The organism is Paracidovorax sp. (genome assembly GCF_057642795.1).
This window is the reverse complement of the sequence record NZ_JBXYZY010000001.1, coordinates 190,134-202,008: the sequence shown is the minus strand read 5'-3', so window position 1 is coordinate 202,008 and position 11,875 is coordinate 190,134. Positions and strand designations below refer to the sequence as shown.

Genomic DNA, 11,875 nt, shown 5'->3' with positions numbered 1-11,875 from the left:
AACAGCCATGACGACCTCCATCACCCTGCAGGACTGCCAGGCGCGCGACGCCCGCGACCCGCTGGCGCCGCTGCGCGCGCATTTCGCGCTGCCCGCGGACACCATCTACCTCGACGGCAATTCGCTGGGCGTGGCGCCCCGGGCCGCGGCCGAGCGCGTGGCCCAGGTGGTGAAGCAGGAATGGGGCAACGACCTGATCCGTTCGTGGAACACCGCGAGCTGGTTCGATCTGCCCCAGCGCCTGGGCGACCAGCTCGCGCCGCTGATCGGCGCGGGCCCGGGCGAGGTGGTGTGCACCGACAGCACCTCGATCAACCTCTACAAGGTGCTGAGCGCCGCGCTCAACATCGCCCGCGAAGACAGCCCCGCCCGCCGCCGCATCGTGAGCGAGCGCAGCAACTTCCCCACCGACCTCTACATCGCCGAAGGCCTGTGCCGCGAACGCGGGCTGGAGCTGGTGCTGATCGAGCCCGAAGAGATCCCCGCCGCGCTGACCGCCGACGTGGCCGTGCTCATGCTCACCCACGTCAACTACCGCACCGGCGCCATGCACGACATGGCCGCCGTCACGGCCGCGGCGCATGCGGCGGGCATCCTCACCGTGTGGGACCTGGCGCACAGCGCGGGCGCGGTGCCGGTCGATCTGCGCGGCGCAGGCGCCGATTTCTCCATCGGCTGCGGCTACAAGTACCTCAACGGCGGCCCGGGCGCGCCGGCCTTCGTGTGGGTGCATCCGCGCCATGCCGACCGCTTCTGGCAACCGCTCTCGGGCTGGTGGGGCCATGCGGCGCCGTTCCAGTTCACGCCCGACTACCAGCCGGCCCCCGGCATCACGCGCTACCTGTGCGGCACGCAGCCCATCATCAGCCTGTCGGCCCTGCAGTGCGGGCTCGACGTGTTCACCGCCGCCGAGGCACTGGGCGGCATGCAGGCGCTGCGGCAGAAGTCGCTGGCGCTGACCGATCTCTTCATCGAGCTGGTGGAGGCGCGCTGCGCCGGCCACGGCCTGGGCCTGGCCACGCCGCGCGAGCACGCCCGGCGCGGCTCGCAGGTCTGCCTGACCCGCGACACCGGCGCCTACGCCATCGTGCAGGCGCTGATCGCGCGCAACGTGATCGGCGACTTCCGCAAGGGCGACGGCGGCGCCGGCCGGCACAAGGACATCCTGCGCTTCGGCTTCACGCCGCTCTACGTCGGCTTTGCCGATGTCTGGAACGCGGTGGAGCACCTGCGGCAGGTGCTGGACACGGCCGAATGGCAGCGCCCCGAGTTCAACCAGCAGCACGCGGTGACCTGAGCATGTGTCCCTTCCACACCAACCCGCCCGCACCGGGCCAGCCAGCCGCCGGGGCCGCGCCCAGCACGGCCCTGCCCGAAGCCATCGTGCAGGAAGAGCGCGCCCAGCTCGACTTCAGCCGCAGCATGAGCTATGGCGACTACCTGCAGCTCGACGCGGTGCTCACCGCGCAGAAGCCCCTGTCGCCCGCGCATGACGAGTTGCTCTTCATCGTCCAGCACCAGACCAGCGAACTCTGGATGAAGCTCATGCTGCACGAGCTGCAGGCCGCCACCGCCCACATCGCCCGCGACGACCTGCCGCCCGCCTTCAAGATGCTGGCGCGGGCCTCCAAGATCATGGAGCAGCTGGTGCACGCCTGGGATGTGCTGGCCACCATGACGCCACCCGAATACAGCGCCATGCGGCCCTATCTGGGCCAGTCCAGCGGCTTCCAGAGCTACCAGTACCGCTGCATCGAATTCGCGCTCGGCAACAAGAACCGCGCCATGCTCAAGCCGCACGAGCACCGCGCCGACCTGCTGGCCCTGGTGCAGGCCGCCTACGAGGCGCCCTCGCTCTACGACGAGGCGCTGCGGCTGCTGGCGCGGCGCGGCATCCCCGTGCCCGAGAGCCATATCCAGCGCGACTGGCGCCAGCCCTATGCCGAAAGCGATGCAGTGGAAGCCGCCTGGCTCACCGTCTATCGCAGCCCGCGCGAGCACTGGGACCTCTACCAGCTCGGCGAAAAGCTCACCGACCTGGAAGACGCCTTCCGCCTCTGGCGCTTCCGCCACGTGACCACGGTGGAGCGCGTGATCGGCTTCAAGCGCGGCACGGGCGGCACGGGCGGCGTGAGCTATCTGCGCAAGATGCTGGACGTGGTGCTGTTCCCCGAGATCTGGCGGCTGCGCACCTCGCTCTGAGAACGTGTTTACGATCTCCCAGGGGTCGCGCAGCTATGTCGGCGGGATGGGATGCAAGGCGCGGTGCGCAGTGGATAGCACGGCTATCCACAAGCGCCGCAACGCCGCAGACCGCCCGCCGACGTAGCTGCCCTTCGGGTTGGAGCGAAATCGGGCGATTGAACGCCCCGGCTGCTTGCATGGGCACCAGCCCATGCGGCGCATCCGAGACATCCACTCATCCCGATTGCGCTCCAACGCGATCCCCTGCGAGATCGTAAACACGTTCTGAGGCCGCTCCCGGACAGTCTCCAGGCGCGCTGCGCCATGGGGGCACCCGCAGCGCAGGTATTCTTCGTCGCCATGCCTTCCCACTCCCCGCGCGCCCCCCTTCCCACCAAAGACCAGATCGCGCTGCTGCCGCCCTTCGAGGGCCTGGACCTCGGCCGCATCCGGCTGATCGACAACGACGCCGATGCCGAGGCCGCCCTGCGCGCCTTGATCGACCTGCCCGTGGTCGGCTTCGACACCGAATCCAAGCCGACCTTCGCGCGCGGCGACATTCCGGACGGCCCGCACCTGGTGCAGTTCGCCACGCTGGAAGGCGGCTGGCTGTTCCAGCTCAACACCCCCGGCTGCCGCCGCGCCGTGCAGGCCCTGCTGGCATCCCGCAGCCTGGTCAAGGCCGGCTTCGGGCTGGACAACGACCGCAGCCAGCTGGCGCGCTCGCTGGGCGGGCCGGTCCATTCGCTGCTCGATGTGGACGGCGTGCTGCGGCGCCAGGGCTATCCCAAGTCGGTGGGCGTGAAGACGGCCATCGCCCTGCTCTTCGGCCAGCGCTTCGCCAAGTCCAAGAAGATCGGCACCTCCAACTGGGCGCAGCCACGCCTCTCGGAATCGCAGCAACGCTATGCCGCCAACGATGCCTACGGCGCGCTGCGGGTGTATCTGGCGCTGCAGGCTGCGGAGCCCTCGCAGCCTCTGAAGGAAGCGGTCGAGCCGCCCGCGGCTCGGGCCCCACGTCCCGCGCGGGAGGCCACGGCCCGCAAGCCACGCGAACCCCGGCCTGCGCCCACGGCCGAGCCGCTGCCCCCGTCGCCGCCGGCCGCCGTGACGCCCCAGGCAAGCGCGCTGCAGGTGCACCGGACGGTGCCGGTGCTGCCGGTCCACGACCTGGACAAGGCCTTGCGTTTCTACGGCGAGGTGCTGGGCTTCGTGGTCGATGGCGCGCCTCGCCCGGCCGGGCCCGATGCGCGGGACGATGGTCCCCGCCATGCCCGGGTCTCGCGCGCCGGCTGCGTGCTGCAGCTCTGGGAGCCCGCCGATGCAGACACCGCCGGCGGCGCGACGGTGTTCCTCTGCTGCGACGGGCTGGTCGCCTTCCACGCGGAACTCATCGCACGCGGCCACGCCGTGATGCGGCCGGGCGTGGAGCAGGCGCCCGGCGGCGGCGACCTGATGACGGTGACCGACCCGTTCGGCAACCGGCTGCGGTTCGTGCAGGACTGAAGCCGCGTCGGCCAGCCGCTTCTATTTTCATAGCAAACAGCGCTTGATGGCCAAGCGCTGCTGCCTGTTTTCACCTCAAGGCGTCAGCCCTGGTGATCGGCGAAGCGCTCGAAGCAGGCCTTGAGCGCATGCTCCCACGCATGCTTGGCGGGCTGGGGCGCGAAGCTGGCCTCGAAGCTGTTGAAGGCCAGGTGGTAGGCGTCCTTGGCCGTGAGCGCGGGCACGGCCTCGAAGAGCTGCACGAAGTTGTCGTTGATGTAGCCGCCGAAGTAGGCCGGGTCGTCCGAATTCACCGTCACCGCGAGGCCCGCGTCCAGCAGCTGCTTGAGGTTGTGGTCGGCCAGGTCCGGGAACACGCGCAGCTTCTGGTTGGAGAGCGGGCACACGGTGAGCGCGATGCACTCGTCGGCCAGCCGCTGCATCAGCGCCGCATCCTGCGCGGCCTGCACGCCGTGGTCGATGCGCTCGACCTTCAGCACGTCGAGCGCGCTCCAGATGTAGGCCGGCGGGCCCTCCTCGCCCGCATGGGCCACCAGGTGCAGGCCCAGCTCGCGGCAGCGGGCGAACACGCGGGCGAACTTCTCGGGCGGGTGGCCCACTTCGCTGCTGTCCAGGCCCACGCCGATGAACTTATCGCGCAGCGGCAGCGCGGCCTCCAGCGTCTGCAGCGCGTCGTCCTCGCTCAGGTGGCGCAGGAAGCACAGGATCAGCGCACTGGAAATGCCCAGCTCGGCCTCGGCATCCACGCAGGCACGGTGCAGCCCGGCCACCACCACCTCGATCGGTACGCCGCGCGCGGTGTGGGTCTGCGGGTCGAAGAAGATCTCGGCATGCAGCACGTTGTCGGCCGCGGCGCGCTTCAAATAGGCGCGGGCCATGTCGTAGAAGTCCTGTTCCTTCAGCAGCACGCTGGCGCCGGCGTAGTAGATGTCCAGAAAGCTCTGCAGATCGGTGAAGGCGTAGGCGCTGCGCAGCGCCTCGACGTTCGCGTAGGGCAGCTGGACGCCATTGCGCTCGGCCAGCGCGAAGATCAGCTCCGGCTCCAGCGAGCCTTCGATGTGGATGTGCAGCTCGGCCTTGGGCATGGCGCGCAGCAGCTCGGGCAGGCGCTTCGTGGGAATGACGGGGACCTTCATCAGCAGACTCCAAAGGTGATGCCGCAGGTCTTGAGATAGCGGCGATAGACGGATGATGCCTTGTCGGCAGCGGTATGCAATTCGGCGCGCAGATCCAGCGGCAGGCACTTCGGCATCTGCGACTCCAGTACCGGCTGGTCCTGCGTGAAGATGGCGTGCTGGAAGGCGCGCAGCTTCTCGTCGGGCGAGTCGAAATCCGCCACCGCGAGGCGGAACCACACGCGGCTGGACTCGGGCGTGAGCGGGCAGATGTAGAGCGCGATGGACTCGCGCCAGCCTTCCACCGCGGTGGTGCCGGCCTCGGGCAGCTTGGTCAGCACGGCGGTATAGGGGCCGGTCACCTCGTAGGTGTATTCGACCTGGGCGGGGGCGGTGGAATGCAGGTTGGACTGCGGCTGCCAGGCCTTGCAGCCCGTGGCGCGCAGGCCGGTGGGCGTGGGCTCGACCTCGTAGGCGTCGATGGCCGCGGCGCTGCGCGCGCCCAGCCAGCCTTCGTGCACGAAGCCGAAGTGCGACATGTCGAGAAAGTTCTCGATGATGCGCGGCGCGCTGGCGGCCACGTCGTAGGGGCCGCAGTTGAGCTTGCGCAGGCGCGCGTCGTCCTCGGCGGCGAAGGCGGGCAATGGCAGCTCCGCTGCGTCGGCCGCAGGCGCTGCCAGCCGCACCCAGACCAGGCCGTGGGCCTGCCGCACCTCGAACGCGCCCGCCCGGTGGCCGGCCGGCGGCTGGAACTGCGGCAGCGCGGGCACGTGCATGCAGCGGCCGCCGCCCTCGAACTGCCAGCCGTGATAGGGACACTCGAGCCGGCCGCCTTCGACGCGGCCCAGCGAGAGGCGCGCGCCGCGGTGCGGGCAGCGGTCGGCGAACGCGTGGATGGCACCGTCCGCATCGCGCCAGAGCACCACGGGCTGCTCCAGCACCTGCGCTGCCAGCGGTGCGGCGGCGGGCACGTCGTCCACGCCCGCCACGGGGTGCCAATGTTGTTGTTCGATCATCGTGGGAAGCCTCGCGAAGGGAGCTCGAAGGGAATCTGCCAAGAAAAAAAGGCTGCCCGGACGGGGCAGCCTTCGTGCGGTGCGACCCGCAGGTCAGCGGGCCGCCCTTTGCGTCACTTCTTGTCGCCGCCGGGCACGTTGCCTTCCACGCCCTTCACGTAGAAGTTCACGCCGCCGAGGAACTTGTCGTCGGCCACGGCGTCCTTGGCGAGGATCTCCTTGCCGTCCTGCCCCACGATCGGCCCCTTCCAGATCACGAACGTGCCGTCCTTCAGGCCCTTCTTGACGGTCTCGACCTTGGCCTTGATGTCGGCAGGCACGTCGTCGGCGATGGACACGAGGTCGATCGCGCCTTCCTTCACGCCCCACCAGCTCTGGCCGGTGGTCCACTTGCCGTCCAGCGTGTCGCGCACGGCCTTGATGTAGTACGGGCCCCAGTTGATGATGGCCGAAGCCAGGTGGGCCTTGGGACCGTAGGCGGTCATATCGCTGTCCCAGCCGAAAGCGCGCTTGCCCTTTTCCTGTGCCGTCTTGAGCACGGCGGGCGAATCGGTGTTCTGGAAGAGCACGTCAGCGCCGCCGTTGATCAGCGAGGTGGCGGCTTCGGTTTCCTTCGGCGGGCTGAACCATTCGTTGACCCACACCACCTTGGTCTTGATGTTCGGGTTCACCGACTGCGCGCCCAGCGTGAAGCTGTCGATGTTGCGGATCACTTCGGGGATCGGCACCGAGCCCACCACGCCCAGCGTGTTGGTCTTGGTCATGGCACCGGCGATCATGCCGGCCATGTAGGCGCCTTCGTAGGTGCGGCTGTCGTAGGTGCGCACGTTGGGCGCCGTCTTGTAGCCGGTGGCGTGCTCGAACTTCACGTCGGGGAAGTCGGGGGCGATCTTCTGGATCGACTCCATGTAGCCGAAGGTGGTGCCGAAGATCAGCTTGTTGCCCTGGCTGGCCATGTCACGCAGCACGCGTTCGGCGTCGGCCGATTCGGGCACGCTTTCGACGAAGCTGGTGACGACCTTGTCGCCGAACTCCTTCTCGACCGCCTTGCGGCCGTTGTCGTGCGCGAACGACCAGCCGCCATCACCCACCGGGCCGACGTAGGCGAACGCGATCTTCAGCGGCGCATTGGCAGCGGCTGCGGAGGCGGCCGGCGCCGGGGCGGCAGCGGGCGCTGCAGCCGGCTCTTCCTTCTTGCCGCAGCCCACCAGGGCGGCGGCGGCCACGGCGGACAAGGTGGCCGCCTGGAGGAAGGATCGTTTGGTCAGTTGGGTCATGGCTTCTCTTTTCTAGGAAGGTCGGAAGGAAAAACGAAGGAGCACGCGAAATCGGGCGGCGGATTATGAGCCGGCATGGAAAGGCTTGCCCAGCGAAGCCGGCATGTTGGCGCGGATCCATGCCGGGTTGCGCGAGATCAGCGCCAGCACCACGATGGTCGCCACGTAGGGCAGCATGCTGAGCAGCTGGCTGGCCACCTGCACGCCCGAGGCCTGCAAGTGGAACTGCAGCATGGTCACGCCGCCGAACAGGTAAGCACCCAGCAATACCCGTGCCGGCCTCCAGGTGGCGAAGGTGGTGAGCGCCAGCGCGATCCAGCCGCGGCCCGCCACCATGCCCTCGACCCAGAGCGGCGTATAGACGGTAGAGATATAGGCACCCGCCAGCCCGCAGAGCGCGCCGCCGGCCATCACCGCCATCAGGCGGATGCGCCGCACCGGGTAGCCCAGCGCATGGGCCGACTCGGGGGATTCGCCCACCGAGCGCAGCACCAGGCCGGCGCGCGAACGGTAGAGGAACCAGATCAGCACGCCCGTGAACACCATCGTCAGATAGACCAGCGGGTGTTGCCGGAAGAAGGCCGGGCCCACCAGCGGCAGGTCGCCCAGCACGGGAATGGCGTACTGCGGCAGTTCGGGCAGTTTGGCCTGCACGTAGCTGATGCCCGCGAAGGCCGAGAAGCCCACGCCAAAGAGGCTGAGCGCCAGCCCGGTGGCGTATTGGTTGGTGTTCAGCCAGATCACGAGCACGCCGAAGACGCCGGCCATCAGGGCCCCCACCGCCATGCCGGCGGCGAAGCCCAGCCAGGTGTTGCCGGTGTGGACCACGGTGGCAAAGCCGGCGATGGCGGCGCAGAGCATCATGCCCTCGGCCCCCAGGTTGACGATGCCGGCCTTCTCGTTGATGAGCAGGCCGAGCGCGGCGATGGCCAGCACGGTGCCGGCGCTGAGCGTGGCGCCCAGCAGCAATGCGTAGGACTCCATCAGCGGGCTCCTGCGGAAGAAGAGGCGGAAGCGCGCGCGCCGACCCAGCGCACGCGATAGGCGATCAGCGTGTCGCAGGCCAGCAGCGTGAACAGCAGCAGCCCCTGGAACACGCCGGTGAGGGACTTGGGCAGGCCCAGGCGGGACTGCGCGAGCTCGCCCCCGATGTAGAACATGCTCATCAGGATGGCCGAGAACACCATGCCCACCGGATGCAGCCGCCCCACGAACGCGACGATGATGGCCGCGAAGCCGTAGCCGGCCGGCACGAACGGCGTGAGCTGGCCGATGGGACCGGCCACTTCCAGCGCGCCGGCCAGGCCCGCTGCGCCGCCGGAAATCAGCAGCGCCGTCCAGAGCGCGCGGCGCGAGGAAAAGCCTGCGTAGCGCGCCGCCGCAGGCGCCAGCCCGCCCACCTGCTGGGCGAAGCCGGCACGGGTGCGGAACAGGAACACCCAGAGCGCACCCGCGGCGGCCAGCGCGATGGGCAGGCCGATGGTCAGGCGCGAGCCCTGCATCAGGCGCGGGATCTGCGTCACGCGCTCGAACGTCTTGGTCTGCGGGAAGTTGTAGCCCATGGGGTCCTTCCAGGGCCCATACACCAGATAGCCCAGCAGCAGCGTGGCCACATAGACCAGCATCAGGCTGACCAGGATCTCGTTGGCGTTGAAACGGTCGCGCAGCAGCGCGGTGATGCCCGCCCAGAACATGCCACCCAGCACGCCGGCCATCAAAATGGCCGGCACGATCCAGGGGCCCGTGGTCTTGTCGGCCAGCAGGGCGATGCCGCCCGCAGCCACCGCACCGATGACGAACTGCCCTTCGGCACCGATGTTCCAGACGTTGGAGCGGAAGCACACGGCCAGCCCCAGCGCGATGAGCAGCAGCGGCGTGGCCTTGACCATGAGCTCGCCGAAGGCATAGACCGACTTGACCGGCTCCCAGAAGAAGAGCTGCAGGCCGCGCACCGGGTCCTTGCCCAGCGCGGCGAAGAGCGCCACGCCGATCAGCACCGTGATGGCCAGCGCCAGCAGCGGCGAGCCGTAGGTCCACCAGCGAGAGGCCTGGGGACGCAGTTCGAGCTTAAGCATGGGCTGCCTCCCCTGCCTGGGCTTGGCTCTGGATTTGGCCCAGGTGCGCCTGCACGTCGGCGTTCCAAAGGCCGCTCATCCATTCGCCGATGCGCTCCACCGTGGCGTCCTGCCGGTCGATGGAGGGCGAGAGATGGCCCTTGGCCACCACGTGCAGGCGGTCGCTGATCTCGAACAGCTCGTCGAGCTCTTCGCTGAGCACCAGCACCGCGCAGCCCGCGTCGCGCAGCGCCAATATCTCGCCGCGGATCTGGGCGGCAGCGCCCACGTCCACGCCCCAGGTGGGCTGGGACACGATCAGCAGCTTGGGGTTGGCGTCGATCTCGCGCCCCACGATGAACTTCTGCAGGTTGCCGCCCGAGAGCGATCGCGCCGCCGCGTGCGGGCCGCCGGCCTTGACGCGGAAGCGCTCGATGATGGAGCGGGCGTGGTCGGCCAACGCGCCGGTATGGATCCAGCCGCCCGCGCCCACGCAGTTGCTGCGTGTGAGCAGCAGGTTGTGCGCCAGGCCCATGGTGGGCACAGCGCCGCGGCCCAGCCGCTCTTCGGGCACGAAATGCAGGCCCAGGGCGCGGCGCTGGCGCGGGTTCAGCCGGCCGGCCGGCTGGCCGCCCACCTGCACCATGGCCTGGTGGGCCCGCTGGTCTTCGCCGGAGAGCGCGTAGAGCAGCTCCTTCTGGCCATTGCCGGACACGCCGGCAATGCCCAGCACCTCGCCGGCGCGCACCTCGAAGTCCAGATCGACCAGGTCCACGCCGAACGGGTCGGTGCGCGGCAGGCTCAAGGCCTGCACGCGCAGCACCGTGTCGCCCAGGCGTGCGGGCCGGTGCGACAGGGCCGGCGGCTCGGCGCCGATCATCAGGCGCGAGAGCGAGGCGTTGGATTCCTCGGCCGGGTTGCACACGCCCGTCACCTTGCCGCCGCGCAGCACCGTGCAGGCGGTGCAGAGCGCGCGGATCTCGTGCAGCTTGTGGCTGATGTAGAGGATGCTGCAGCCTTCGCTGGCCAGCTTGCGCAGCACCACGAAGAGCTTGTCGACCGCCTGGGGCGTGAGCACCGAGGTGGGCTCGTCGAGGATGAGCAGTTGCGGCTGGGTGAGCAGCGCACGGATGATCTCCACGCGCTGCATCTCACCCACGCTCAGCGTGTGTACGGGCCGCTGCGGGTCGATGTCCAGGCCGTATTCGGCCGCCGTGGCGGTGATGCGCGCGGTGACCTCGGCCAGCGTGAGGCGCTTGTCCAGCCCCAGCCAGACGTTCTCGGCCACGGTCAGGGTGTCGAACAGGCTGAAATGCTGGAACACCATGGCGATGCCCAGCGCCCGCGCCTCCTGCGGGTTGCGGATGTGGACCGGCTGGCCGTTGAAGTGGATGGCGCCCTCGTCGGGCTTGACGGCGCCGTAGATGATCTTCATCAGCGTGGACTTGCCGGCGCCGTTCTCGCCCAGCACCGCGTGCACCTCGCCCGGCCGCACGCTGAGCGAGACGCCGTCGTTGGCCACCACGGCCGGATAGCGCTTGGTGATGCCCGACAGCTGCAGGCGCGGCGGCGTGGAGCCTGCGCCGCCGGGGTCTGCGGCGGCAGGGGAAACAGAAGGATTCATGGGGGCGATTGTCTATTAAGTTCTGCGTGAATCCAGGCAGCCGAAACCCGCACTCCACGCTGGCGGAGTGGGCGCAGCCAGCTATTTATTTCGTAGCGAGGCAGCTACCGTCTTGACGCTCTCGCGCAACCACAGCGCCGCGGCCGAATGGTGCGACCGGGCATGCCAGAGCTGGTAGTACATGAGACGGGGAAAGGGCACCGGGCATGGCAGCACGGCCAGCGGCAGCCGCTCTGTGAAGCGCTCGCAGAACTGCCGGCCGGTGGTCAGCACAAGCAAGCTGGATGCCACCATGTCCGGAATCAGGCTGAAATGCGCGCAGCGGGCCGCGATGCGGCGGGCCAGGCCCAGCGAGTCGAGGTGCGCGTCGATCACCCCGCGCGCGCCCGGGTGGGTGGGCGTGGGTGCGATGTGCTCGGCGGCCAGCCATTCCTCGGCCGTCCAGCCGCGCCGCGCCGCAGGATGGCCGGCCGCCACCAGGCAGACCACCTCGTCGCCGAAGAGCCGGGCCATGTGCAGATCTTCGGGCGGCTGGGGCCAGTTGCCAATGACCACGTCCACCTCGCCCTGCTCCAGGTGCGCATGGTAGTGCGCGTCGCCCGACAGGGGCAGCACCTCTACCGAACAGAGGGGGGCATCGGCCTTGATGCGGGCCATCAGGCGCGGCAGGAAGAGCGGGTCGAGATAGTCGCTGGCGGCGATGCGGAACGTGCGCGTGTCAGTGCGCGGATCGAAGCCGCGGGCGTCGGAAAAGAGCGCCTCGGCCGAGCGCAGGATGACGCCGGCCGGCCCCACCATGCGCAGCGCCGCGTCGGTGGGCTGCATGCCGGCGCCCGAGCGCACCAGCAGCGGATCGCCCGCCAGCCCGCGCAGCCGGCGCAGCGCAGCCGACACCGCCGGCTGGTGCATGCCCAGCCTGACGGCGGCCTTGGAAACGCTGCGTTCGGTTAGCACGGTATGCAACACCCTGATGAGATGGAGGTCGATCTTGTCGAAGAGGGCTTGGTCTCGCATACCGGGTGCTGCATTCCTGTCATACGGGGGCGCGTATGCCGCTGCGCAACAACTGCAGCAGCATGGCGTAGTCAGGCGCGCCGGG

General features: G+C 69.3%; 10 protein-coding genes. 3 read left to right on the top strand and 7 right to left on the bottom strand.

Going from position 1 to position 11,875, the window contains the following annotated elements; all coding sequences use genetic code 11:
• Positions 1–7: 7 nt before the first annotated feature.
• From kynU to AC3A84_RS00890, 3 genes are all read left to right on the top strand, one after another.
• Positions 8–1,297, top strand: a complete 1,290-nt coding sequence (kynU, locus tag AC3A84_RS00900; RefSeq protein WP_487967871.1) for a kynureninase — start codon at positions 8–10, stop codon at positions 1,295–1,297.
• Between the two features lie 2 nt (positions 1,298–1,299).
• Complete coding sequence (gene kynA, locus AC3A84_RS00895) at positions 1,300–2,202, top strand: tryptophan 2,3-dioxygenase (protein ID WP_487967870.1); 903 nt, start codon at positions 1,300–1,302, stop codon at positions 2,200–2,202.
• A gap of 342 nt (positions 2,203–2,544) precedes the next feature.
• A complete protein-coding gene (locus AC3A84_RS00890) occupies positions 2,545–3,690 on the top strand; it encodes a glyoxalase superfamily protein (protein WP_487967869.1) in 1,146 nt (381 codons plus the stop codon).
• An 83-nt stretch (positions 3,691–3,773) separates the two neighbouring features.
• Here the strand turns inward: AC3A84_RS00890 and AC3A84_RS00885 are convergent, their stop codons facing one another.
• The 7 genes from AC3A84_RS00885 to AC3A84_RS00855 form a co-directional block, all read right to left on the bottom strand.
• Complete coding sequence (locus AC3A84_RS00885) at positions 3,774–4,829, bottom strand: adenosine deaminase (RefSeq protein WP_487968217.1); 1,056 nt, start codon at positions 4,827–4,829, stop codon at positions 3,774–3,776.
• Entirely contained in the window at positions 4,826–5,821 is a 996-nt protein-coding gene (locus AC3A84_RS00880; protein WP_487967868.1) for an aromatic ring-hydroxylating dioxygenase subunit alpha, read from the bottom strand. The genes AC3A84_RS00885 and AC3A84_RS00880 overlap by 4 nt, the downstream gene beginning before the upstream one ends.
• A 113-nt stretch (positions 5,822–5,934) precedes the next feature.
• A complete protein-coding gene (locus AC3A84_RS00875; protein ID WP_487967867.1) occupies positions 5,935–7,098 on the bottom strand; it encodes a BMP family ABC transporter substrate-binding protein in 1,164 nt (387 codons plus the stop codon).
• Between the two features lie 63 nt (positions 7,099–7,161).
• Positions 7,162–8,082 carry an ABC transporter permease gene (locus AC3A84_RS00870; RefSeq protein ID WP_487967866.1) on the bottom strand — a complete coding sequence of 307 codons (921 nt, stop codon included), beginning with the start codon at positions 8,080–8,082 and terminating at the stop codon, positions 7,162–7,164.
• A complete protein-coding gene (locus tag AC3A84_RS00865) occupies positions 8,082–9,173 on the bottom strand; it encodes an ABC transporter permease (protein ID WP_487967865.1) in 1,092 nt (363 codons plus the stop codon). Before AC3A84_RS00865 ends, AC3A84_RS00870 begins: the two co-directional genes overlap by 1 nt.
• Entirely contained in the window at positions 9,166–10,776 is a 1,611-nt protein-coding gene (locus AC3A84_RS00860) for an ABC transporter ATP-binding protein (protein ID WP_487967864.1), read from the bottom strand. The genes AC3A84_RS00865 and AC3A84_RS00860 overlap by 8 nt, the downstream gene beginning before the upstream one ends.
• 81 nt (positions 10,777–10,857) lie before the next feature.
• Positions 10,858–11,790 (bottom strand): LysR family transcriptional regulator, encoded by a 933-nt coding sequence (locus AC3A84_RS00855; RefSeq protein ID WP_487967863.1) that lies wholly within the window; start codon positions 11,788–11,790, stop codon positions 10,858–10,860.
• Positions 11,791–11,875: the final 85 nt, after the last annotated feature.